General features: G+C 73.0%; 24 protein-coding genes. 5 read left to right on the top strand and 19 right to left on the bottom strand.

What is annotated here, in order from left to right:
- Positions 1-10: 10 nt before the first annotated feature.
- From M3677_RS12310 to M3677_RS12320, 3 genes are all read right to left on the bottom strand, one after another.
- On the bottom strand, positions 11-895 hold the full coding sequence (locus M3677_RS12310) for a phosphatase PAP2 family protein (RefSeq protein ID WP_209684845.1): 885 nt from the start codon (positions 893-895) through the stop codon (positions 11-13).
- Between the two features lie 138 nt (positions 896-1033).
- Entirely contained in the window at positions 1034-2719 is a 1686-nt protein-coding gene (locus tag M3677_RS12315; RefSeq protein WP_066657263.1) for a bifunctional 3'-5' exonuclease/DNA polymerase, read from the bottom strand.
- A 101-nt stretch (positions 2720-2820) separates the two neighbouring features.
- Positions 2821-3069 (bottom strand): hypothetical protein, encoded by a 249-nt coding sequence (locus M3677_RS12320; protein WP_251160684.1) that lies wholly within the window; start codon positions 3067-3069, stop codon positions 2821-2823.
- Between the two features lie 116 nt (positions 3070-3185).
- On the opposite strand from M3677_RS12320, the gene M3677_RS12325 reads away from it, so the two are divergent.
- The gene (locus tag M3677_RS12325; RefSeq protein ID WP_066657269.1) at positions 3186-3407 is read left to right on the top strand and encodes a hypothetical protein; all 222 of its coding nucleotides are present in this window, start codon (positions 3186-3188) and stop codon (positions 3405-3407) included.
- A 55-nt stretch (positions 3408-3462) separates the two neighbouring features.
- Here the strand turns inward: M3677_RS12325 and M3677_RS12330 are convergent, their stop codons facing one another.
- Complete coding sequence (locus tag M3677_RS12330) at positions 3463-4836, bottom strand: L-serine ammonia-lyase (RefSeq protein ID WP_066657280.1); 1374 nt, start codon at positions 4834-4836, stop codon at positions 3463-3465.
- Between the two features lie 87 nt (positions 4837-4923).
- Between M3677_RS12330 and M3677_RS12335 the strand changes: the two genes are divergently transcribed.
- Complete coding sequence (locus tag M3677_RS12335; protein WP_251160685.1) at positions 4924-5742, top strand: shikimate 5-dehydrogenase; 819 nt, start codon at positions 4924-4926, stop codon at positions 5740-5742.
- A 53-nt stretch (positions 5743-5795) separates the two neighbouring features.
- On the opposite strand, the gene M3677_RS12340 is transcribed toward M3677_RS12335, so the two are convergent.
- The 3 genes from M3677_RS12340 to M3677_RS12350 form a co-directional block, all read right to left on the bottom strand.
- Positions 5796-6239, bottom strand: coding sequence for an SRPBCC family protein (locus M3677_RS12340; RefSeq protein WP_066657286.1), 444 nt, complete (start codon positions 6237-6239; stop codon positions 5796-5798).
- A gap of 3 nt (positions 6240-6242) precedes the next feature.
- Complete coding sequence (locus M3677_RS12345) at positions 6243-7688, bottom strand: NAD(P)/FAD-dependent oxidoreductase (RefSeq protein ID WP_251160686.1); 1446 nt, start codon at positions 7686-7688, stop codon at positions 6243-6245.
- 212 nt (positions 7689-7900) lie between these two features.
- Positions 7901-8587, bottom strand: a complete 687-nt coding sequence (locus M3677_RS12350; protein WP_066657291.1) for a hypothetical protein — start codon at positions 8585-8587, stop codon at positions 7901-7903.
- 116 nt (positions 8588-8703) lie between these two features.
- Between M3677_RS12350 and M3677_RS12355 the strand changes: the two genes are divergently transcribed.
- A complete protein-coding gene (locus tag M3677_RS12355; protein ID WP_209684843.1) occupies positions 8704-8979 on the top strand; it encodes a hypothetical protein in 276 nt (91 codons plus the stop codon).
- Positions 8980-9027: 48 nt separating this feature from the next.
- Here the strand turns inward: M3677_RS12355 and M3677_RS12360 are convergent, their stop codons facing one another.
- The 8 genes from M3677_RS12360 to M3677_RS12395 all read right to left on the bottom strand — a co-directional run bounded on the left by M3677_RS12360 (position 9028) and on the right by M3677_RS12395 (position 16253).
- Positions 9028-9555, bottom strand: a complete 528-nt coding sequence (locus M3677_RS12360) for a GNAT family N-acetyltransferase (protein WP_066657295.1) — start codon at positions 9553-9555, stop codon at positions 9028-9030.
- A gap of 274 nt (positions 9556-9829) precedes the next feature.
- Positions 9830-10933, bottom strand: a complete 1104-nt coding sequence (locus tag M3677_RS12365; RefSeq protein ID WP_251160687.1) for a glycine betaine ABC transporter substrate-binding protein — start codon at positions 10931-10933, stop codon at positions 9830-9832.
- Positions 10930-11637 carry an ABC transporter permease gene (locus M3677_RS12370; protein WP_066658832.1) on the bottom strand — a complete coding sequence of 236 codons (708 nt, stop codon included), beginning with the start codon at positions 11635-11637 and terminating at the stop codon, positions 10930-10932. The genes M3677_RS12365 and M3677_RS12370 overlap by 4 nt, the downstream gene beginning before the upstream one ends.
- A 68-nt stretch (positions 11638-11705) precedes the next feature.
- On the bottom strand, positions 11706-12983 hold the full coding sequence (locus M3677_RS12375; protein WP_066657297.1) for an ATP-binding cassette domain-containing protein: 1278 nt from the start codon (positions 12981-12983) through the stop codon (positions 11706-11708).
- Positions 12970-13617 carry an ABC transporter permease gene (locus M3677_RS12380; RefSeq protein ID WP_251155594.1) on the bottom strand — a complete coding sequence of 216 codons (648 nt, stop codon included), beginning with the start codon at positions 13615-13617 and terminating at the stop codon, positions 12970-12972. The genes M3677_RS12375 and M3677_RS12380 overlap by 14 nt, the downstream gene beginning before the upstream one ends.
- Positions 13618-13915: 298 nt before the next feature.
- Positions 13916-14536 (bottom strand): hypothetical protein, encoded by a 621-nt coding sequence (locus tag M3677_RS12385; RefSeq protein WP_251155595.1) that lies wholly within the window; start codon positions 14534-14536, stop codon positions 13916-13918.
- 57 nt (positions 14537-14593) lie between these two features.
- A complete protein-coding gene (locus M3677_RS12390) occupies positions 14594-15472 on the bottom strand; it encodes an aminoglycoside phosphotransferase family protein (RefSeq protein WP_251160688.1) in 879 nt (292 codons plus the stop codon).
- A 115-nt stretch (positions 15473-15587) separates the two neighbouring features.
- Positions 15588-16253 (bottom strand): ScbR family autoregulator-binding transcription factor, encoded by a 666-nt coding sequence (locus M3677_RS12395; RefSeq protein WP_251160689.1) that lies wholly within the window; start codon positions 16251-16253, stop codon positions 15588-15590.
- Positions 16254-16332: 79 nt separating this feature from the next.
- Here M3677_RS12395 and M3677_RS12400 point away from each other — a divergent pair, with 79 nt between their 5' ends.
- Positions 16333-16764 carry a hypothetical protein gene (locus tag M3677_RS12400; RefSeq protein WP_251155597.1) on the top strand — a complete coding sequence of 144 codons (432 nt, stop codon included), beginning with the start codon at positions 16333-16335 and terminating at the stop codon, positions 16762-16764.
- A 49-nt stretch (positions 16765-16813) separates the two neighbouring features.
- Here M3677_RS12400 and M3677_RS12405 read toward each other — a convergent pair whose 3' ends face one another.
- Together M3677_RS12405 and M3677_RS12410 are read right to left on the bottom strand one after the other, a co-directional pair.
- Positions 16814-17965 carry a GAF domain-containing SpoIIE family protein phosphatase gene (locus M3677_RS12405; protein WP_251160690.1) on the bottom strand — a complete coding sequence of 384 codons (1152 nt, stop codon included), beginning with the start codon at positions 17963-17965 and terminating at the stop codon, positions 16814-16816.
- A complete protein-coding gene (locus M3677_RS12410) occupies positions 17962-18738 on the bottom strand; it encodes a ThuA domain-containing protein (protein WP_251160691.1) in 777 nt (258 codons plus the stop codon). The genes M3677_RS12405 and M3677_RS12410 overlap by 4 nt, the downstream gene beginning before the upstream one ends.
- Before the next feature lie 109 nt (positions 18739-18847).
- On the opposite strand from M3677_RS12410, the gene M3677_RS12415 reads away from it, so the two are divergent.
- Positions 18848-19300: a DUF3817 domain-containing protein gene (locus M3677_RS12415; protein WP_251160692.1), complete on the top strand. Its 453-nt coding sequence runs from the start codon at positions 18848-18850 to the stop codon at positions 19298-19300.
- A 192-nt stretch (positions 19301-19492) separates the two neighbouring features.
- Here the strand turns inward: M3677_RS12415 and M3677_RS12420 are convergent, their stop codons facing one another.
- Complete coding sequence (locus M3677_RS12420) at positions 19493-21703, bottom strand: NADP-dependent isocitrate dehydrogenase (RefSeq protein WP_251160693.1); 2211 nt, start codon at positions 21701-21703, stop codon at positions 19493-19495.
- Between the two features lie 113 nt (positions 21704-21816).
- On the bottom strand, positions 21817-22305 hold the full coding sequence (locus M3677_RS12425; protein WP_251160694.1) for a hypothetical protein: 489 nt from the start codon (positions 22303-22305) through the stop codon (positions 21817-21819).
- Between the last annotated feature and the right edge of the window lie 4 nt (positions 22306-22309).

The following is a 22309-nucleotide window of genomic DNA, read 5'->3' on the forward strand; positions in this document are numbered from 1 at the left end:
GCGGGTGAACCTACCGTGACGACCTGACCGGGCGTGCCGGTCCGCGGCCGCGCACGACCGGGTCGGCACCCCGGTGGAGGGCGGTCAGGTACAGCCGGTGCGCCGTGATCACGAGCGCCAGCCACGCAAGACCGAGGGCCCACGCGGCGAGCACGTCCGTCGTCCAGTGGTGGCCCAGGAACACCCGCGAGACGCCGATCGACAGCACGAAGAGCGTGCCGACGACGATCGTCCACACCCGGGTGACCGTGCGTGACTGCCGCAGGATGAGCAGGTACACGATCGTGCCGACGACGACCGTGGCGTTGAGCGTGTGGCCGGACGGGAACGACGGCGAGTGCTCGTACGGCGGCACCGCGTCGGACAGCGGCGGTCGGGCACGGCCGATCAGGTCCTTGCCTGCGATCGTCATGAGGAGCGAGCCGCCGCTCGCTGCGACGAGCAGCACGAGCGGGGTCCAGGCGCGGCGCTGCACCGTGAAGCCGATCAGGAAGCAGACCGCGACGATCGGCATCCCGATCGTCCCGGCGATGTCGGTCCACCACGTGACCGCCTGGTCGGCGAACGGGGAACGCAGGGTGAGCATCCAGTCGAGGACGGGGCGGTCGAGCACCGCGACGTCGTCGGACGCCCGCACCGCGTCGTACACCTCCGATGCCGCCCAGGTCGCGGTCGCGGCGATGCCGACACCGACTGCCAGCGTCAGGACGAGCAGGGGGAGGGCGCCGTAGCGACGGCCGAGTGTCGCCCAGCCCTCGGCGACCGTGTGGCCGGCCCGGGACCGCCACGTCGTGAGGTCGAGGTCGCCGACGCGCCGGTCCTCGACGACCGCCGCCTGCTCCGCACGGTCGACCCGACCGGCAGCCGAGGGGTCCTCGTCGTGGTGTCGCTCCATCGACCCACCCTGCCCGTCCCAGGCTGCGAGCGCGCACGCGCCTGCACGGACGCAGTCCTCACCGCGGGCGAGCACCCGCCCGTACCGGCCCGGACGCAGTCCTCACGGCGGGCGAGCACCCGCACGCGCCGGCCCGGCTCAGTCCTTCGCTGCCCCGTAGTCGCGCACCGTCGACACCGTCAGGGGGAAGACCACCGGGAAGTCCCGGAAGAGCAGCCGTCCGGCGTCGACCGCCGCGGCCCGGACCTGCTCCGCCACGAACGCGGCGTGCTCGACGGGCGTGTGCACCACGATCTCGTCGTGCACGAAGAACACCAGGTGCGGCCCGGCCGTCAGCGGGCCGGGGAACCGGGTCGCGAGCCGGGTCCGGAGCGATCCCATCCACGCCAGTGCCCACTCGGCCGCGGTGCCCTGCACCACGAAGTTCCGCGTGAAGCGCCCCCAGCTGCGGGCACGCCCCTCGACCGCCCGCTGCTGCGCCGGCGTGCCGTCCACCGACCAGGCGCGGTTGCGCGCGGCGAACCAGGCCTCGTCGGGGACGGGCGACGTCCGGCCGAGCAGCGTCGTCACGGGCTCGCCGCGCTCGCCCGCCCGGGCCGCCCGGTCGACGAGCCCCAGCGCCGCCGGGAACGCCCTCGCCAGCCGCGGGACGAGCCGTCCAGCGTCACCCTGGGTCGCGCCGTACATCGCGCCGAGCATCGCGCCCTTCGCCTGCTGCCGCGTCTCGACCGCGCCCGAGGCGACCACCCCGTCGTACAGGTCCCGCCCGTCGCCCGCGGTCGCCATCGCCCGGTCGCCGGCCATCGCCGCGAGCACCCGCGGTTCGAGCTGCGCCGCGTCCGCCACCACGAAGGCCCAGCCGTCGTCGGCGACCACCGCACTGCGGACCGTCCTCGGCAGCTGCATGGCACCGCCGCCGTCCGCCGCCCAGCGCCCGGTGACGACCCCGCCGACGACGTACTTCGGGTGGAAACGCCCGTCCTGCACCCACTCGTCGAGCCATGCCCAGCCGTTCGCGGTGAGCAGGCGGGACAGGCGCTTGTACTCGAGCAGCGGCGCGATGACCGGGTGCTCGAGCTCCTGCAGCTCCCACTTGCGCGTCGACGTCACCATCAGCCCGACCGCCCGGAGCGACCGCAGGACGTCGGCGGGCGAGTCGGGGTTGAGTGCGGGGTCGCCGAGGTGGGCGCGGATCTCCCCCGCGAGCTCCTCGAGCCGGCGCGGCCGTACCCCGGCGGGCACCCGGGGGCCGAGTTCCTCCTCGAGCAGGCGCTCGTGCACGTCCGGACGCCAGGGCAGACCCGCGGACAGGATCTCGGCCGCGACGAGGGCTCCCGCCGACTCGGCGGTGGTGAGCAGGCGCAGTGCGCCCGGCGTCGTCGACGTGGCGACCGCGTCGAGCTGGCGGCGGAACTCGGCGACCGGATCGGCTGCGTCGTCGGCCGGTGCGACGGTGAAGAGCGCGTCGTCGAACAGCCGGGCCTGCGTCGGGCGGGTGGGGCGGGCCTCCTGGCCGGGGTCGTCCCACGTGTCAGGTGGTGCCGTCGCGAGGGCCGTCCCCCGTGCGGCGAGCGCGCCGCGCAGGATGCGACGGCACAGGCGGAGGTCGACGCAGCGGCCGACGCGTCCTCCGGCCGCCAGGACGGCCGGGTACCAGCGGGCGGTGTCGTCCCAGACCCAGCGCACGTCGGGTGCGTCGTGCGCGGCGACGAAGGCCGGGAGGCCCGGCTCGTCCAGGCGCGTCGGCTCGCCGGCCGGCTCCCCCGCGTCGGTCAGGGGCGTCGCGGTGACGCCGCCGTCGACGCGGTGGAGGACGAGGTGCACCCGACGATCATCCTCCTTCCCGCGGGACGCACCGTCGGCGGGTGCTCGCAGCGGTACCGCGGTGCGAGGTGTCGCCGGGGTCGCGTCGTGCGAGGGAGGGCTCAGTCGGCGGGGTGGGGGTCCTGCGTCGCGTCGGTCCGGGGGTCGGTGCCGTCGGCGTCCCCCGGGCGGACGGCCGCGGAGTCCGCGACGTCGATGCGCACGTCCCCGTCCTCGGCGCGGGAGACCTCGACGCGCGGATCGGCGTCGTGCTCGTCCGACCCGGACATCCTGCGGAGGGTGTCCTGTCGGCGTTCCTCGAAGGACATGTCGACGCCGTCGCCGAGGCGGTCGTGGTCCGTGTCGCTCATGCGTCCGACCGTACCCGCGGCGGCCGGAGTGCCTCCCGGCAGTGCACGTGAGCAGCGTTCAGCGATTTGGTGCGCGAATCGGACAGACGCCATGGTGGAGTGATGGAGGTGGAGTGATGGAGACGGAGCGCGCACGAGCACCACGGTGGCGACCGGTCCCCGCCGACGACGTCCCGATCCACGCGGTGGTCCGCTACCGCGACCGCGGGCGACTCGTCGCCGGGACGGCGGTGGACGTCCTCGACACCCCGGGGCGTCCCGCACTCATCGTCCGCACCGACGACGGGCAGCACCACGTCGCACCGCGCGCGATCCCGCTGGAGATGCAGGTCCACTGACCGGCCCGGGCGGTCGTACCGGGGCCGTCGCCACGACGCAGCGCGCTGCGGCCGCTCAGCAGAGGGGGACGTTGACCGCCAGTCCGCCCATCGCGGTCTCCTTGTACTTCGTCGACATGTCCGCACCGGTCTGCCGCATCGTCTCGACGACCTGGTCGAGGGACACGTGGTGCACACCGTCCCCGCGCAGCGCCATCCGGGCCGCGTTGATCGCCTTGTTCGCCGCGATCGCGTTCCGCTCGATGCAGGGGATCTGCACGAGGCCGCCGATCGGGTCGCAGGTCAGCCCGAGGTTGTGCTCCATCGCGATCTCGGCGGCGTTCTCGACCTGTTCGGGGGTCCCACCGAGGACCTCGGCCAACCCGGCCGCCGCCATCGACGCGGCGGAGCCGACCTCGCCCTGGCAGCCGACCTCGGCGCCCGAGATCGACGCCCGCTCCTTGTAGATCGAGCCGATGGCCCCGGCCGTGAGCAGGAAGCGGACCACGGCGTCGTCGCGGTCCTCCGGGAGGACCTCGGAGACGTAGGTCAGGGCGTAGTACAGCACCGCGGGGATGATCCCGGCGGCACCGTTCGTGGGGGCGGTGACGACCCGGCCACCCGTGGCGTTCTCCTCGTTGACCGCCATCGCGGTGAGGTTCACCCACTCCATCGCGAAGAGCGGGTCGTGGTGCGGGTCGTCGCGGGTGAGCTGCTCGTGCCAGTTCGCCGCGCGACGCCGGACCGTCAGGCCGCCGGGCAGCGTGCCGGTGCGGCGGATGCTGCGGTCGACGCTCTCGCGCATGACGTCGTGCACGTGCAGGAGTCCGGCGCGGACCTCGGCACCGGTCCGTGTCGCGGTCTCGTTCGCCATCGCGACGCCGCTGACGGGCAGGCCGGTCGCGGCGCACGCGGCGAGGAGTTCGGCGCCGCTCGAGAACGGGTGCGGGACGGCGTCGTCGACGGGGATCGCGGCCTCGGCCACGGCACCCTCGGTGTCGCTCGTGATGAACCCGCCACCGATCGAGTAGTAGGTCTCCTCGGCGAGGACCGCCCCCGAGGCACCGGTCGCCCGCAGCCGCATCGCGTTCGGGTGGCGGGGCAGCATGGTGAGCGGGTGCAGCACGATGTCGGCCTGGCGGAACGGCACCGTCGCCCCGCCCGCGAGCCGCAGCACACCGGTGCGTTCGAGGTCGTCCAGGGCCGCTGCCATCGCGTCCGGGTCGACCGTCTCGGGGTCGGAGCCCATCAGCCCGGCGAGCACCGCACCGAGCGTGCCGTGTCCCTGCCCGGTCGAGGCGAGCGAGCCGTACAGGTGGACGTCGAGCCCGGTCACGGGGGCGTCGGCGAGCCCGGCCGCGAAGGCCGCGCCGGCACGCATGGGCCCGACGGTGTGGGAACTCGACGGGCCGATCCCGACGCTGAACAGATCGAAGACGGAGACCGGCATCCCGCCACACTAACCCGTCCGGACGGCACTGCTGTCGGGTACCGGGAGTGGACCGCTCCATCGGCACGGGCGTGGGAGACTCGTGCCATGCCCATCCTCCACAAGGACATGCAGGTCTGCATCTCGCTCGCGGCCCGACCGAGCAACATCGGCACGCGCTTCCACAACTTCCTCTACGACGAGCTCGGGCTGGACTTCGTCTACAAGGCGTTCACCACGACCGACCTGCCCGGCGCGGTCACCGGGATCCGCGCGCTCGGCATCCGGGGCTGCTCGGTGTCGATGCCCTTCAAGGAGGCGATCATCCCCCTCGTCGACGTGGTCGAGGAGTCCGCGGCCGCCATCCGGTCGATCAACACCGTGGTGAACGACGACGGTGTGCTCACCGCGTCGAACACCGACTACGAAGCCGTCGCGTCCCTGCTCCGCACGCACGATGTCGACCCGACGGCCCGCGTGGTGCTCCGTGGCTCCGGCGGGATGGCCAAGGCGGTCACGGCGGCGTTCCGCGGTGCGGGCTTCGAGCAGCTCACCGTCGTCGCGCGCAACGCGGAGACCGGTCCTGCCCTGGCCGAGCAGTACGGCTTCGACTGGGTCGCGAGCGTGCAGGAGGCGCCCGAGGCCGACGTCCTGGTCAACGTCACCCCGCTCGGCATGCGCGGTGCGGACGAGGACGCCCTCGCCTTCGCGCAGGACCGTGTCGAGGCCGCGTCGACCGTCTTCGACGTGGTCGCGTTCCCCGCCGAGACCCCGCTGGTCCGCGCCGGTCGCGCCGCGGGTGCGCACGTGATCACCGGCGCCGAGGTCATCGCACTGCAGGCAGCCCGCCAGTTCGAGCGGTACACGGGCGTCGCCCTGACGGACGACCAGGTGCGTCGAGCGAGCGAGTTCAGTCGCGCGGAGTGACCAGGTGGCGGCACGGAGGCTCGTGGCGGTGCCGCCACGAGCCTCCAGACCGTCTACTGGGCGCCCGCGCGCCCCTCCGCGACCCAGCGGAGCCGCCGGATGCTCTCGTTGTTGCGGATCCAGATGCCGGGCTGCGCGATGAACCCGGGCACGAGTGATCCGGGACCCCGGACGGGGTTCTCGCGGAGCGTCACCCGGCTCCCCCGCGGGTGCGGTTCCACCTCGACCTCGACCCGGGCCTCGCCGACCGGCCAGCCCTTCGCCTGGATGACGAGCCGCCGGGGCTCGTCGACCTCGAGCGAGATCGTCGTGTCGTTGATCAGGAACGGCCAGATGCCGAACGAGTGGTGCAGCTCCGTACCGACGGCGGGCCACCCCGGGTCCTGACCGCGCATGCGCGAGGCGCCGACCACCCAGGTCGGGTAGAGCCAGCCGTCCCGGAGCACGTCGAAGACGGCCTCCGGGCTGCAGTGCACGATGCGGACGTTCTTCGCCATGGTTCAGTCCTCCGGTGCGAGGTCGACGTGCTCGGACAGGCCGAAGGTGTGCCGCAGGGCGCTGCGGGCCGCGTGCCAGCCCGCCATGCCGTGCACACCCGGGCCGGGCGCGGACGCCTCCGAGCACAGGTACATGCCGCCGCCCATCCGCCACGGATCGGACGACAGGACGGGCCGCTTGACGAGCTGCCAGAAGCTCGCGGCCCCGGCGGCGATGTCGCCGCCGACGTAGTTCGGGTTGTACTCGCCCATCTGGACGGCCGTGCGGCTGCTCGACTGCAGGACGGTGTCGCGGAACCCGGGCGCGAAGCGCTCGACCTGCCGGACGATCGCGTCGGTCGGGTCGACGTCGGAGCCCGCGGGCACGTGTGCGTACGCCCAGAAGACGTGCTTGCCGCGCGGGGCCCGGCTCGGGTCGACCACGGTCGGCTCGCTCCCGAGGACGTACGGGCGTTCGGCGTGCCGACCCTGTGCCACGGCGTGCTCGGCCTCGGCGATCTCCGCACGGGTGCCGCCGATGTGCACGGTGCCGGCCTTCCGCAGCTCGGTGTTCGTCCACGGCACCGGGTCGGACAGCGCGAAGTCGACCTTCGCCGCCGCGTTGCCGAACCGGAAGCGGCGCAGCGCCCCGCGCTTCGGGGTGGGGATCTGCTTCCCGGCGATGTGCAGCATGCCCGGGACGCTCGTGTCGAAGAGGACGGCCTTCGCCGGGGTCAGGTCGGCGAGGGACCGGACCTCGCGCCCGGTCTCGATGGTGCCGCCGTGGGCGACGAGGTCGGCGGCGAGCGCGTCGACGATCGCCTGGCTGCCCCCGATCGGCACGGGCCAACCGCGGGCGTGGGCGTAGGAGCCGAGCGACAGCGCGGCCGCGGCGGTCGACAGGGACGGCATGTGCTGGATCGAGTGCGCCGCGACGCCGGAGACCATCGCCGGTGCGACCTCGTCGCGGAACCGGGCGTTCCAGGCGGCGCTGCCCTGCTCGAGGGCGCGGAGACCGAACCGCAGGACGGTGAGCGGGTGTCGCGGGACGTGCAGCAACGCGTCGGTGGCGAAGTCCGCGACCCGGTCGGCGCTGCCGGACAGGGGCGCCATGAGGTTCCGGAAGGCGCGGCCGTCGATGCCCAGGCCCTCGGCGGTGCGCTCGAGGTCGCGGTAGGCGATGCCGGCGCGGCCACGGTCGAGGGGGTGGCCGTACTGCACCTCGGGCAGCCGGAGCTCGATACGGTCCTCCATGCGGAAGAGCCGGAAGAACTCGGACTGCAGCGCCATGGGGTGCACCGCGGAGCAGACGTCGTGGTGGAACCCGGGCAGCGTGAGCTGTGCCGTGCGGGCGCCACCGCCGATCGTGTCGTTCCGCTCGACGACCTCGACCGACAGCCCGGCCCGCGCGAGCGTCACCGCCGCCGCGAGTCCGTTCGGTCCGGCACCGACGACCACCGCATCAACCATGTACCCGAGCCTAGGGACGCGCGCCCCCGCGGGCGGTCAGCCGTGCCCGGCTCCCGCACTTGCCCGCCCGCACGCGCCCGTTCCTTCCCATCACGCGCGCTGTCCCTGGCGGGAACGGGCGTACCGGGTGGTCCGGCGGGACCAGGTACGCCCGATCCCGCCCGGTACGCCCGGAACGACCAGGCACCTGCAGGACCTCGCAGGGTCCGTCGTCAGGGGCGTGCGGTGTCCGCGTCGGCGGGATCCGTACCGTCCTCGGCGGCGTCGCCCTCGTCGGGCTCGTCCGCATCGGCCGGCGTCGCGACCGGGGCCTCGGCGCCCGCCGGGTGCTCCGCGAGCAGCGCCGCGAAGTCCTCGTCGAGCATCTGCTGCAGACGTTCGTCGCGGCCGATCTCGTAGTCCTCGGTCGGGCGCTGCGCCCACCCGAGACGTCCGACGACGGTCGTGCCGATGTCATCCCACGCCCGGGCACGGGCCTGCAGCACGATGCGGTCGACGAAGCCCTGGTCGTCGCGCCGCCGGTCGAGCATGGCGGCGAGCTGCTCGTAGGTGGCCTCGCGCGTGCGGAGCTTCAGGTCGTCGCCGCGCTTGTAGTCGTGCTGGTGCTGCGAGCGCCCCCGCTTGTTGCTCGACGTGGACCGGATCTCCCGCATGCGGGCGGCGTCCCCGCGCTGCTCCTCGGCCATGCGGTGCAGTTCCTCGCGGGTGGCCTCGGCGATGACGGCGTGGTCGAAGTACCCCTGGTCGCGGAGGGCGTTCGTGATGATCCGGTTCGCCACCGCGACGGTGACGGCGGCCCTGGCGATGAGGAAGCCCTCGTCGACGGCCCGCTTCAGCTCCACCTGGCTGACCGGGCGGTCGCGAACGTCGTTCCTGGGGCGTCGTCCGAACAGGGCCATGCTCCGACGATACCGGCGTGCGGCCGTCCGTCCGCAGGAGATCCGTCCCCGGGAGGACCCGCGGTCACACCACCGGGGGACGCGCCGCGGCAGCAGGACCCCGTAGCGTCGGGGACATGACCACCGTGCAGCACACCCCTCGGACCGGCCTCGGCACCGCGAGCCTCGTGCTCGGGGTCTGCTCGCTGCTCGCCGGGTGGACCTTCTTCGCCCCCGTCGTCGGCCTGTGCCTCGGGATCGCCTCCCGCAGTCGTGAGCCGATGGCCCGTGGCCGAGCGGGGTGGGGCATCCTCCTCAACCTCGTCGCGCTGGCGGTCTGGATCGTGGTCGGCGTGCTGCTCCTGCTCGGCGGCGCGTTCGCCGTGTGGGCGGGCGTGTCCCAGGGCCGCTGACGCAGCGTTCGTCTCGCCGGGGGCCCGGCGGAGCGCCGCCGACGACCGTCAGGTCAGCAGCCCGTACACCGCCACGTCGACCCGTCGGGGCCCGAGCGGCAGCGCGCTGCGCAGCGTCCCCTCGTGCACGAACCCGAGCCGCTCGGCCAGCGCCCGGCTCCGGGCGTTGTCGACGCCGGTGCGGACCTCCACCCGGGCACTCCCCCGCTCGCGCGCGACCTCGAGCAGTGCAGAAGCGGCCCGTCGGACGATGCCGCGCCCCTCGTACCGCTCGTCGATCCAGTAGCCGAGCGACGCCTGGCCCAGGTACGGGTCGAGCGCGAGCGACACCGAGCCGACGATGCTCCCGTCCACCCGGACGACGCACGGCACCGCCCGGTCCATCGCGTACTGCCCGAGCAGCTGCTCCGTGTGCAGGACGAGCGAGTCCCGGGAGACCGGCGCCCAGGCCCACGGTTCCGCGGCCCGGAGGCGTGCGAGGTTGGCCTGCACCAGGTCGTGGACGGCGTCGACGGTGCTCAGGTCGCGCAGCGTGAGCGTGCACCCGTCGCCGAGGTCCCGTCCCGAAGCCGCCACGTGTCCGAGACTATGCACGCGGCGTGCGCGCCGTCCGGAGCCGGCCGCGCGGACACGCAGACACGCGAACACGCAGCGACGCGGCCACGCGGCCACGCGGCCACGCGGCCACGCGGCCACGCGGCCACGCGGCCACGCGCTCGACGCGATGCAGCCCGTCCGGAGCTCGGGAGCAGCGACGCGACCCCGCGGACGACGGGAGGCGCGGTGCCCACCGGCACCGCGCCTCCCGTCCGACAGGTCACCCGGTTCGCCCGGACGACCGAGTCACCCGTCAGGGCGCCGTGATGAAGCCCTTGTCCACCATCCAGTCGAAGGCGACGTCCGCCGGCTCGCGGCCCTCGACGTCGACCTGGCGGTTCAGCTCCTGCAGCGCCTCGTCGGTGAGCTCCGGCGAGATCTGGTCGTACACGTCACGGAGCTGCGGGTACTCCTCGAGCGTCTCGGAGTCGATCACGGGTGCGACGTTGTACGCCGGGAAGAACCCGCGGTCGTCCTCGAGCACGGTCAGGCCGAGCGACTTGATGCGGCCGTCGGTCGTGAAGACCTCGCCGAAGTTGCACTTGCCCCGGTCGGTCGCGGTGTAGACCGTGCCGGTGTCGAGGATGCTGACGTTCGACGTCGGCACGCCGTTCTCGCCGGACCCGCCGAGCTCCAGGCCGTACTTCTCGAGCATCGGCTTGAAGCCGTCCGCACGCGAGTTGAACTCCGACTCGACGCAGAACGTCCGCTGGTCGACCGGCAGCTTCGTGATGTCCGACAGCGTCTTCACGTCGTCGAGCTCGGACACCGCCTCGTCGCGCACGGCGAACGCGTAGGTGTTGTTCATCGGCGCCGGTTCGAGCCAGGTCAGCCCGTTGCCGGCGTCCTCGTCCTTGACCGCCTGCCACTGCTCGGTCTTGTCGGGGATCCCCTGCTCGTGCGCCATGAACGTGAGCCAGGCGGTGCCCGTGTACTCGTACGTGAAGTCCGCGCCGTGCGAGGTCATCAGCTCGCGCACCGCGACGGACCCCGGCACGTTCGTCTCGTCGGTGACGTCGAACCCCGCCGCCTTGGCGGCGAGGACGGCGATCTTGCCGAGGACGAGCTGCTCCGTGAAGTTCTTCGACGTCACGGTCAGCTTCGCGTCGTCCGGCAGGTCGTCGATCCGCTGGATCGATCCCGGCGCGGCACCCGGCACGAAGGACGCGGCCGGCTGCAGGCCGCAGCCGGTCAGGACGAGGGCACTCGCCCCCGCGACGGCGGCGGCGGCCACCCAGCGGCGACCGGTGGACGGACGGGAGGCGCGGCGGGCGCCCGTCCCGTCGGTGCGGCGGGCGCGACGTGCGCCCTGCTCGCGGGTCGTCTCGTCGGCGTGCGTCGTGTCGTCGGGCGTCATCGGAGTCCCTTCGGTCGTGCGACCGTCTCGACCACGCGGCCGATCCAGTCGATGGTCAGGGCGAGGAGCGCCACCAGGAGCGCCCCGGAGACGAGCACCTTCGGCAGGAACAGGGTCACGCCCGTGGTGATGAGGAGGCCGAGGCCGCCCGCGCCGACGAAGGTCGCCAGGCTCGCGGTGCCGACGAGCAGCACCAGGGCCGTCCGGATGCCGGAGAGCATGACCGGGACCGCCAGCGGCAGTTCGACCTTGAGCAGCACGCTGAGGGCGCTCATGCCCATGCCGCGGCCGGCCTCGACGAGCCGGTCGTCGACGCTCTGCACACCGAGCATGGTGTTCCGGAGCACCGGCAGGATCGCGTAGAGCACGAGGGCGACGACCGCCGACCAGCTGTTCAGGCCGAGCCAGGCCGCGAGCAGCACGATGAGCCCGACCGCGGGGGCCGCCTGTCCGAAGTTCGCGACGGCGATGACCGTGGTGCTCGCCCGCCGGAAGGGCCCGCGGGTGAGCAGGACCCCGAGCGGGATGCCGATCACGAGCACGAGCACGGTGGCCTGGAGCGTCAGGACGAGGTGCTGTCCGGTGAGCTCGAGGATGCCCGACGGGTTGAGGGTCGAACGCTCGGTGGCACTGAGGTCCGCGGTGTTCAGCCAGAGGACCCAGGCGGCCAGGACCACCAGGATCGCGATCGGCTGGACGAGCAGGCCCTTCCAGGGGGTGCGCTGCGCGGTGCCCGGGCCGGCTGCGGCGGGCGCGTCGGTCGCGACGGCGGTCACAGGTCCTCCCCGGACGTCGCGACCGTCGGGGCCACGGGCGAGGACGGCAGGGTCTCGATCGGGTTCGTGTTCGTACCGACCGGCGTGTACGCCTGCTCGTCCGCGGCAGCCGCACGGGACCGGGTGATGGCCTCCATGACGGTCTCGACGGTGATGACGCCGCGGAAGGCGTCACGGCGCCCCGTGACGAGCGCGGCACCGGCGCTCGAGACGAGCATGGTGTCGAGCGCGTCGTTGAGCGTCGCCCCCTCGCCCACGACGGGCAGGGCGGGGTCGATGCCCTCCGGGATGCGGTCGAGGCGTTCGAGCTGCCGCCGGGACGGCCACCCGATCGGGCGCTGACGGCGGTCGACCACGACGGCGTGCCCGTGCCGTCCGGCCTCGTCCATGCGCTGCAGGACGGCCTTCGCCTCCTCGCCCGGCGAGCAGGTCACGGCGTCGACGACGTCGACGTCCCGCACGCGGTTGAGGGTCAGCTGCTTGAGGCCGGCGCCGGAGCCGATGAAGTTCTCCACGAACTCGTTCGCCGGTTCGGCCAGGATCCGCTCCGGGGTGTCGTACTGCACGATGTGCGCACCCTCGGTGAAGATCACGATCCAGTCGCCCAGCTTCACGGCCTCGTCGAAGTCGTGGCTGACGATGACGATCGTCTTGTGCAGTTCCTCCTGGATGCGCAGCAGCTCGTCCTGCAGGCGCTGCCGGGTGATCGGGTCGACGGCGCCGAACGGCTCGTCCATGAGCAGGACGGGCGGGTCCGCGGCGAGCGCCCGGGCGACACCGACGCGCTGCTGCTGGCCGCCGGAGAGCTCGCGGGGGAAGCGGTCGCGGTAGGTGGCCGGGTCGAGCGAGACCAGGTCGAGGAGCTCGTCGACGCGGGCGGCGATCTTCTCCTTCGACCAGCCGAGCATCTTCGGGACGATCCCGATGTTCGCCGCGACGGTCATGTGCGGGAAGAGGCCGCCGGCCTGGATGACGTAGCCCATGCGTCGGCGGAGCTCGTCGGCGTCGATGCCGGTGACGTCCTCGTCCCCGACGACGATGCGGCCCTCGGTGGGTTCGATGAGCCGGTTGATCATCTTCAGCGTGGTGGTCTTGCCGCAGCCGGACGGGCCGACGAGCATGACGATCTTGCCGGCCGGGATCTCGAGCGTGATGCCGTCGACGGCGGGCTTCTGCTGGCCCGGGTACCGCTTGGTGACCTCGTCGAGCAGGATGCTGCGGCCGGTGACGTCGCCCTCGGGGGCGGTGGTGGTGGCGGAGTCAGTGCTGGACACGGATACCTCTCGGGGTGGTCAGGCGGCCGAGGCCGATGAGGAGCAGGTCGAGGACGAAGGCGAGCAGGACGACCCCGACCACCCCGACGACGACGGAGTTCAGGGCGTTGGCGCCGCCGAGGCGGGACAGGCCGGAGAAGATGAAGCCACCGAGGCCGGGGCCGAGCGCGTAGGCGGCGATCGCGGCGATGCCCATCACCATCTGCGCGGACACCCGCACGCCGCTCAGGATGATCGGCCACGCCATCGGCAGTTCGACCTGCAGCAGGGTGCGCATCCGGCTCATGCCGATCCCCCGCGCCGACTCGACGACCGTCGGCGGGATCTCGGCGAGGCCGACCACCGCGTTCCGCAGGATCGGCAGCGTGGCGAAGAACACGACCGTGACGACGGACGGCACGACGCCGAACCCGAGCGGCACGATGAGCAGACCGATCACGGCGAACGACGGCAGGGTCAGCCCGACGGCGGACACCCCGTTCGCGATCGAGGTCAGCTGCGGACTGCGGTAGACGAGTGCTGCGAGCACCACGGCGATGAGCGTGGCGAGCACGGTGCACTGGACGACCAGTGAGAAGTGCTGCCACGACGAGAACCAGATCTGGTCCCATCGCTCCACGACGTACTGGAACACGGTTGGGCGCCCCTCCCTGGTCGGCCGAACGCCCCACCGGACGGGGCACGAACTCGACCGACCGTACGCAGGGGTCGGGGTACTTGACCAACGGCAAACGTCCGATCCGTGCAGTTCCTGCAATTTCGCGCAGGAAGAAACCCCAGTTCAGCGGGCGAGGGAGCGGTGTCACCTGGGAGAACGGTAACGATGTCGAGCAGCGGTCGGCTACTGCGGGATCCTGCCCGCAGCGAGGACGACCCGCCGCACGGGGTACGACGGGTCGTCCGGTGGGACCCGGGACGGTCCGGCTCCCCGATCAGGCCGGCAGGGGGACGCGTCGGGCGGCGACCCGCTCGGCCTCGTGCACGGCGACCCGCTCCGCGGTGAGGAGCAGCGACGCGACCTCGGCAGCGCTCCGCCCGGGCCGGTCGTTCCAGGTGGTGAGGTCGCGGACCCGGGCCATCCGGACGTCCGGCGCCGGGCACCAGACCACCGGTCGCCCCTCGTCGGCGGCCAGGGCGTGCCACACCAGGTCGAGGGCCCGCTGCACCGGCTGCGAGTGCACGACCTGCGGGCCACCCGCCGCCGAGACGACGGCCCCCACCAGGCAGGCGGCGACGAGCGGTCGGCCCTGGGCGGCGAGCGCCGCAGCACTCGACGCCTTGCGCAGGCGTCCGTGCTCGTCGAGGTAGGCGAACCAGGAGTGTTGGATCCACCCCTGCTCGACGACGCCCCGTGCGCCGCTGAGCAGCCGTTGCAGGTCGTCGAGCTCGTGCAGGTGGGCGACCAGCCGTCGGTCGCGGGCTGCCGCGCGCCGGACGGCCAGGCGGTCGAGCAGACCGCGGAGACCGGTGCGACGGACGGCGTCGGGTCGGGCGGACGGGGCGGGAGAGGCGTCGGTGTCGACGTCGTGCGGGACGCGGAACTCGAGGGTCATCAGGCCCCTCCGATCTCCAGTGCACGGACAGGTGAGGGAACGGTAACCCCTGCGGGCTCAGCCGTCCAGCACCGCGTCGATCGCCCGGGCCGCGACCGTCCGGAACGCGTCGTCGTCCGTCACGGCGAGCGCCGACGCGATCGACACGGCCCACCCGCGCGCCCGGGTCCAGGTGGCGGGGTCCGCGTCGACGAGCGACGCGAACGTCCGCCCGCCGGCGTCGTCGAGCGTCAACCACCGGGTGGCGAGGTCGACCGCCGGGTCGCCCGCGGTCAGGTCACCGAAGTCGACCACGGCCGACAGGCGTCGGTCACCGAGCGGCGTCGGCTCGACGAGCAGGTTGAACGGGTGCAGGTCGCCGTGCACCCAGACGGGAGGCCCGACGTGCGTCGGCGCACCGGCAGCGGTCCGCCAGAGCGTGGCCAGCTCCACGGCGCGGGGCACGTCGTCCGTCGCCAGTCGCGTCGTCACGGCCCCGCTCCGCGTCGCGAGCGGGACGGCGCGGACCGGGTTCGCGGGGGCGTCCGCCGGTGCCGGCACGTGCAGGCGGGTCACGACGGCGGCGAGGTCCCGTGCCACCCGGACGCCCTGGGCCTGCTCACCCGCCGGTCGCCCGGGCAACCACGGCACGATGCTCCACGCCCAGGGGTAGCCGAGCGCGGGACGGCCGGTGCGGACGGGCTCCGGGACGGGTGCGGCGTCCCCCACCAGCGCAGCGATCGTCGGCAGCCACCGCTGCTCGTGCTCGACGAGGGTGGCGGCCGCGGCGCGGCGGGGCAGCCGCACGGCCAGGGCGTCACCGGCACGGACCACGACGTTGTCCCACCCGCTCGCCACGACCCGCAGGGGCAGGTCGGCGAGGTCCGGGTGCTGGTCACGGAGCAGTGCGACGACCAGCTCGACGTCGACGTGGAACTCGGCCGCCGGGGTGCCCATCGGGCCAGGGTACGACGTCGTCGTCATCCCCGCGAAGTGGGGCTGCTGCGGAAACGTACTCCTTGGTATCCTCCAAGAGAAGCGACGTGGGTGTCCCTGGGGGGACCCGCGTCGCTCAGACCTCCCCGGGGCACTCCGGCCGGATGATCGCCACGAGTCGAGGCACCTCGGCCCGGGTCCGTTCGGTCGCCATCGCCGACAGCAGCATCGTCCAGAGCTCCTGCAGCCGGTCGTACAGGTCCGCCCGGTCGTGCAGCATGTCCGACACCATCTGCACACCGGCGACGGCGGGGCTCACGACGTGCCCGACGAGCTCCGGGTCCCACGACGGGTCGACCTCGCCGACCTCGATCGCCCGACGGATGATGTCGGCCGTGTGGTCCACCCAGCGGCCGAACGGGTGCTCGCGCGGGATCTCCCGGGCGTTCGGGTCCGCGGCGAGCCGGAGCCCGGCACGGACCACGACCTCCCGCGTCATCTGCGTCGCCACGCCCTGCGACATCCACATCAGGGACTCCAGCGGCGATGCCGAACGCGTGGCGGCGACCTCCGCGTAGTGCCGGGAGATCTCGTCCTGCCGAGCGATCACCGCGCTGGCGATGTCGGCCTTCGACCGGAAGTGGAAGTACAGCGCCCCCTTGGTCATGCCGGCACGCTCGGCGACGCCGTCCATCGACGCCCCGAGGTAGCCGCGCTCGTCGAACTCGGCCGCCGCGGCCTCGATGAGGGCCGCGCGCGTCGCCACCGCCCGCTCCTGCCTGATCCGGCCGTCCTGCGCCATGTGCTCGATGGTAACCAGCCGGCCCTGCCCGGAGGAGGCCCTCAGGGGACCCCCCGAGCGCTGCCGTACCGTGACCGGCATGGACGGATGGCGGGACCCGCGGCGCTGGGTACGGGTGGGACGGTGGCTGCTGCTGCCGATCGCCGTGCTCGACTGGGTGGCCCTCACCCCGCAACCGGTCGTCGTCATCGCCTTCCTGCTCGCCGTGGCCGGCATGGCCGGCATGGCGGCAGCCCTCGTCGTGCGGATGCTGCACCGGTCCCGTGGCGCGATGGCGGGCCTCGGCGTGGTGCTGCTCCTCGGGGGACTCGTGGTCCTCGGGCTCGACCCCTTCCCCGGCACGGTGCCGTTCCTCGACCCGTGGTGGCCGGACGCGATCACGCAGCCGCAGGTCGTCGGCAGCGCCTACTGGAAGACCGCCGGCCTCGGGGTCGAGCTCGCCGGCTTCGCGCTCCTGGCCACGCTGCTCGTCGCGGCCGCCACCGGACGACCGGCGCCCCGCGGCCACTGACGCCGCAGCACGTCCACCCGGAGGGGCACCCGTCCCCGACTCCGCGCGGTCAGGTGCGGGTGAGCACCACGACGGCGACGTCCGCGCCGTCGCCACCGACGGGGACGAGCGATCGGACGTGCGCGACGAGGTCCTCGGGGTGCGCCACCGCCAGCGCTCCGAGCCCCTGCACGTCCCCGACACCGTCGAGCGCCAGCGCGCCGTCGGTCGCCAGCACCACGCGGTCCCCCGGCCCGAGGTCCAGCGCGCCGACCGTGCGCGGCACGGTGTCCGGCTGCAGGCCGATCGGCAGGTCCGACGACCGCAGCGCGGCCACCGTCCCGTCGGCCCGCACGAGCAGCGCCGGACCGTGCCCGGCGTCGACCCACTCGGTGTGACCCGTCGTCGGGTCGAGGCGCACGTGCAGGAGCGACCCGACGGCACCGCCGGCCGACAGGTCGGGGGCGAGCTGCGCCTCCAGGCCGGCGAGCGCGTCGTGCAGCGGCAGGTCCGTGCGGGCGACGACGGCGGCACGGACCGACGCCGCGAGGAGCGCCGAGGCCCGACCGCCCGCGGTGACCGTGCCGATCGTGGCCTGGACGGACCCGTCCGCGGCGGTGCGCCAGTCGACCAGGTCGCCCCCGTCCTCGTCCGGCTCGAGGAACCCGTCGACCGCGGCTCCCCCGGTCGTGACCGGGTCGGGCACGAGCCCGGTGAGGACACGTCGTACCCGGCCCCGCTCGATCGAGTGGCCGAGCTCGCGCTCCGCCCACCGGGCGAGGTCCCCGAGGAGCGCGAGGTCCTCGTCGGAGAACACCCGCGGCTGCGCGTCCATCACACACAGCGTCCCGACCCGCGTGCCGTCGGACATCGTCAGCGGTGCGCCGGCGTAGAACCGGACCCCGTACTCGGTCACGGCGGGCGTGTCGGCGAAGCGGAGGTCGAGGAGCGTGTCCGGGACGACCATCGGCTCGGGGGTGAGCACCGTCGTCGCGCAGAACTGCCCGGTCGCCGGCACGCTCGTGCCCTGCTGGAACCCGAACGTCGACTGCGTGGTGACGAGGTCGTGGTGGACGAGGTTGAGGAAGGTCAGCGGGACGCCGAACGCCTCGTGCGTCATGCGGGTGATGCGGTCGAAGCGCTCCTCGGGCCCTGATCCGAGTACCTCGAGCGCCTCGATCACCGCAGTGCGGCGGGCCGCACCGTCGAGATGGTTGGTCACCCCTCCTGTGTACCCGCACCACCGGCGAGGAACCAGTCCCGCGGGTGGGGGTCAGCCGTCAGCTCGCGTCGCTCGGACACCGGGGCCGCCCAGGCCGCCGCGTTCGCGAGCACCCGCTGGATGTCCGGGTGGTGGTAGACGGGGTACTCCTGGTCGCCCGGCGAGAAGTAGAAGACCCGGCCGAGACCCCGGCGGTAGGCGACACCGGAGCGGAAGACCTCGCCGCCGGCGAAGGTCGACAGGAAGACCTCCTCGTCGGGGCGCGGGATGTCGAAGTACTCGCCGTACATCTCCTGGCGGTCGATGACGATCGGGTGCGGGACGCCGGCGGCGATCGGGTGCTCGGGTGCGGTCGTCCAGACGAGCTCACGCTCACCGTCGTTCCGCCACTTCAGCGAGCACGTCGTGCCCATCAGGCGCGTGAACGGCTTCGAGTAGTGCCCCGAGTGCAGGACGACCAGGCCCATCCCGGCGTGCACGGCCTCGACCACGCGGGTGACGATCTCGTCCGACACGTCCTGGTGCGCGACGTGTCCCCACCAGAACAGCACGTCCGTCTCCGCCAGGCGCTCGGCGGTCAGACCGTGCTCGGGCTGCTGCAGCGTGGCGGTGCCCACCGATGCCTCGGGGTGGTGCTCCCGGAGCGCGGCGGCGATCACGGTGTGCATGCCGTCGGGGTAGTGCCCGAGCACGGTCGCGTCACCGCGGCTCTCGTGCACGTTCTCGTTCCAGACGACGATGTTCAGGGGACGGCTCTCGGTCGGCGCTGACATGCCCCCGACGCTACCCGCTCCCCTGGTCGAATCGATACGACCGGCGGTGTGTCGGGGGTGTCGGGGGGGTGTCGGGGGTTCTCCCGGACGGGTGCGCGACCATGTCGGCATGACCCCTCGCTCCCTGTTCCGTGCCGCCGCGGTGGCCGAACTCGTGACCTGGACACTGCTGATCGCCGGGATGGTGCTGAAGTACGGGCTGGACGCCGGCGACCTGGGCGTGCGCATCGGCGGGAGCATCCACGGGTTCGTGTTCCTGGCGTACCTCGTGGTGACGACGGTCGTCGCGGTGAACCAGCGCTGGTCGGTCGGGGCGCTCGTGCTCGGGTGGGCGAGCGCCGTCGTGCCGTACGCGACCGTGCCGTTCGAGGTCGCGGTCGCCCGGCGCGGCATGCTCGCGGGCCCCTGGCGACGGACCGCCGACGAGCGGTCCGGGGTCTGGGACCGCCTGCTCTTCTTCGTGGTGCGTCGGCCCGGGGTGTCGGTGGCGATCGGGGTCGTGGCGGTCGCGCTGGTGTTCTCGGCGCTGCTGGTCGTCGGTCCCCCGGTCCCCAAGGGCTGACGCGGCGCCGCCCTCGGCCGACCCGGTCGCACGACTTGCCGCCCGCGATCGTCCCGGTCGCACGACTTGCCGCTCACGTCCGGCGGCGACGGCATGTCCTGCGACCAAGACAGGGTCTGTGCGCGACCGCGTGACGGACGGGAGGCGCGGTGCCAGCCGGCACCGCGCCTCCCGTCCGTCGTCGGTGCGCGCCTAGAGCGCGGCCAGCGCCTCGTTGAGGGTGGCCGACGGACGCATCACGGCGTTCGTCTTCGCCGCGTCCGGGCGGTAGTAGCCGCCGATGTCGGCCGGCTTGCCCTGGACCGCCACCAGCTCGTCGACGATCGTCTGCTCGTGCTCGTCGAGCTGCGCCGCCAGGCCCTGGAACGCCGCTGCGAGCTCGGTGTCCTCGGTCTGCCGGGCGAGCTCGTCGGCCCAGTACTTCGCCAGGTAGAAGTGGCTGCCGCGGTTGTCGATCGACCCGAGCTTGCGGCCGGGCGACTTGTCCTCGTCGAGGAACGTCCCCGTGGCACGGTCGAGCGTGTCCGCCAGCACCTTCGCCCGTGCGTTGCCCGTCACACCCGCGAGGTGCTCGAGCGACACTGCGAGCGCGAGGAACTCACCCAGGGAGTCCCAGCGCAGGTAGTCCTGCTCGACCAGCTGCTGCACGTGCTTCGGGGCCGAGCCGCCGGCACCGGTCTCGAACAGCCCGCCGCCGCCCAGGAGCGGGACGACGGAGAGCATCTTCGCCGAGGTGCCGAGCTCCATGATCGGGAACAGGTCGGTGAGGTAGTCGCGGAGCACGTTGCCCGTGACCGAGATGGTGTCCTCGCCGCGACGGATGCGCTCGAGCGAGAAGCGCATGGCGTCCTCGGGTGCCATGACCTCGATCTGCAGCCCGTCGGTGTCGTGCTCGCCGAGGTACTGCCGGACCAGCCCGATCAGGTTCGCGTCGTGCGCACGCGTCTCGTCCAGCCAGAACACGGCGGGCGACCCGGTGGCACGGGCGCGCGTGACGGCGAGCTTCACCCAGTCGCGGATCGCCACGTCCTTCGTCTGGCAGGCACGCCAGATGTCGCCCTGCTCGACCTCGTGCTCGATGACCGTCTCACCGGAGCTCGTGACGACGCGGACCTTCCCGTCACCGGGGAGCTCGAAGGTCTTGTCGTGCGAGCCGTACTCCTCGGCCTTCTGCGCCATGAGCCCGACGTTCGGCACGGAGCCCATGGTCGACGGGTCGAAGGCGCCGTTCGCGCGGCAGTCCTCGATGACGGCCTGGTAGATGCCGGCGTAGCTCGAGTCGGGGATGACCGCGAGGGTGTCGTGCTCCTCGCCGTCCGGGCCCCACATGTGGCCGGAGGTGCGGATCATCGCGGGCATCGAGGCGTCGACGATGACGTCGCTCGGCACGTGCAGGTTGGTGATGCCCTTGTCCGAGTCGACCATCGCGAGCTCGGGGCCGGCGTCGATCCCGTCGGCGAACGCCTGCGTGATCTCCGCGCCGTTCGGCACGCTGTCGAGCCCGGCGAGGATCGAGCCGAGGCCGTCGTTCGGGTTGAGTCCGGCGGCGGCGAGGTCGGCCCCGAAGCGCTCGAACACGGTCGGGAAGAACGCCCGGATGACGTGGCCGAAGATGATCGGGTCCGAGACCTTCATCATCGTGGCCTTGAGGTGCACCGAGAACAGGACGCCCTGGTCCTGCGCGGCACGGATCTGGTCCTGCAGGAACGCCTCGAGCGCGCGGACGTGCAGGACGGTGCCGTCGACGACCTCGCCCGCGAGGACGGGGATCGACTGCTTGAGCACGGTGGTGTCGCCGTCGGCGGCCACGAACTCGATCGTCAGGGTGTCGTCGGCGGGGGCGATCCACGACTGCTCGTTCGAGCGGAAGTCGTCCTTGCCCATCGTCACGACGTTGGTCCGCGACTCGTGGCTCCAGGCGCCCATGCGGTGCGGGTGCTTGCGGGCGTAGTTCTTCACCGACAGCGGCGCGCGGCGGTCGGAGTTGCCCTCGCGCAGGACCGGGTTGACGGCGCTGCCCTTGACGCGGTCGTAGCGGGCCCGGACGTCGCGCTCCTCGTCGGTGGTGGGCTCGTCGGGGTAGGCGGGCAGGTCGTAGCCCTGCGCCTGGAGCTCCTTGACCGCCGCCTTGAGCTGCGGGATCGACGCCGAGATGTTCGGCAGCTTGATGATGTTCGCCTCGGGCGTCCCCGCGAGCTCACCGAGCTCGGCCAGGGCGTCGTCCAGGCGCTGCTCGTCGGTGAGCCGCTCCGGGAACTGGGCGATGATCCGACCGGAGAGCGAGATGTCGCGGGTCTCGACGTCGACCCCCGCGGTGCGCGCGAACGCCTCGACGACCGGCAGGAACGAGTGGGTGGCGAGGAACGGTGCCTCGTCCGTGAGCGTGTAGATGATCTTGGCCATGCTGGCGGGTACTCCCTTGTTCGACCGTGCCGGACCTCGGTCCGTCCACGGTACTCGCGGCGCGGTTTCTCTCGACGTCAAGATACCCGGTCGGGCCCTGCCGTGGGGTCGGGTCAGACGGTGATCCGGAACACCCGCACCCCGGCGGCCCGCAGTCCGGCGGTGCCGAGGCGGGTTCGCATGCTCCGGAAGGGGCGCTTGAAGCCCGAGCGGGCCGAGGCCACGCCGATCTGGTGGAGCACCTCGGACGTCAGCGTCCGCTCGACCTTCGGGGCGAGCCGGGTCACCCCCGAGACCGTGATGACGATGCGCACGGCGTTCGGCGCGAGCAGCGGCGCGATGAGCTCCGCGGCCTCCTGTGCCCGGTGGAACGCGGGGTCGTCGCCCGGTCGGCGGATCGCGATCACCGCGAGGTCGGCGTCGGCGTGCTCGTGGGGATCGGGGAGGTCGTCCACCCCGACGACCCGCATCCTGGCGGCGTCGACGCCCGCACGGACGGCCGACGCCCGGAGGACGGGGAGCAGTTCCTGGGTGCCGGCGAGCACGACCTCGGCGGTCGCGAGGTCGATGGGTTCGTGGCGTTCCCGCGGCGTTCGGGCCATGGCG

Source organism: Curtobacterium sp. P97 (genome assembly GCF_023712445.1).
Taxonomy (GTDB): Bacteria; Actinomycetota; Actinomycetes; order Actinomycetales; family Microbacteriaceae; genus Curtobacterium.

Coding starts and splice junctions, on each gene's coding strand:
- M3677_RS12310 (WP_209684845.1), bottom strand. CDS start 895: ATGGAGCGACACCACGACGAGGACCCCTCGGCTGCCGGTCGGGTCGAC.
- M3677_RS12320 (WP_251160684.1), bottom strand. CDS start 3,069: ATGAGCGACACGGACCACGACCGCCTCGGCGACGGCGTCGACATGTCC.
- M3677_RS12325 (WP_066657269.1), top strand. CDS start 3,186: ATGGAGACGGAGCGCGCACGAGCACCACGGTGGCGACCGGTCCCCGCC.
- M3677_RS12330 (WP_066657280.1), bottom strand. CDS start 4,836: ATGCCGGTCTCCGTCTTCGATCTGTTCAGCGTCGGGATCGGCCCGTCG.
- M3677_RS12335 (WP_251160685.1), top strand. CDS start 4,924: ATGCCCATCCTCCACAAGGACATGCAGGTCTGCATCTCGCTCGCGGCC.
- M3677_RS12340 (WP_066657286.1), bottom strand. CDS start 6,239: ATGGCGAAGAACGTCCGCATCGTGCACTGCAGCCCGGAGGCCGTCTTC.
- M3677_RS12345 (WP_251160686.1), bottom strand. CDS start 7,688: ATGGTTGATGCGGTGGTCGTCGGTGCCGGACCGAACGGACTCGCGGCG.
- M3677_RS12350 (WP_066657291.1), bottom strand. CDS start 8,587: ATGGCCCTGTTCGGACGACGCCCCAGGAACGACGTTCGCGACCGCCCG.
- M3677_RS12355 (WP_209684843.1), top strand. CDS start 8,704: ATGACCACCGTGCAGCACACCCCTCGGACCGGCCTCGGCACCGCGAGC.
- M3677_RS12365 (WP_251160687.1), bottom strand. CDS start 10,933: ATGACGCCCGACGACACGACGCACGCCGACGAGACGACCCGCGAGCAG.
- M3677_RS12385 (WP_251155595.1), bottom strand. CDS start 14,536: ATGACCCTCGAGTTCCGCGTCCCGCACGACGTCGACACCGACGCCTCT.
- M3677_RS12390 (WP_251160688.1), bottom strand. CDS start 15,472: ATGGGCACCCCGGCGGCCGAGTTCCACGTCGACGTCGAGCTGGTCGTC.
- M3677_RS12395 (WP_251160689.1), bottom strand. CDS start 16,253: ATGGCGCAGGACGGCCGGATCAGGCAGGAGCGGGCGGTGGCGACGCGC.
- M3677_RS12400 (WP_251155597.1), top strand. CDS start 16,333: ATGGACGGATGGCGGGACCCGCGGCGCTGGGTACGGGTGGGACGGTGG.
- M3677_RS12410 (WP_251160691.1), bottom strand. CDS start 18,738: ATGTCAGCGCCGACCGAGAGCCGTCCCCTGAACATCGTCGTCTGGAAC.
- M3677_RS12415 (WP_251160692.1), top strand. CDS start 18,848: ATGACCCCTCGCTCCCTGTTCCGTGCCGCCGCGGTGGCCGAACTCGTG.
- M3677_RS12420 (WP_251160693.1), bottom strand. CDS start 21,703: ATGGCCAAGATCATCTACACGCTCACGGACGAGGCACCGTTCCTCGCC.
- M3677_RS12425 (WP_251160694.1), bottom strand. CDS start 22,305: ATGGCCCGAACGCCGCGGGAACGCCACGAACCCATCGACCTCGCGACC.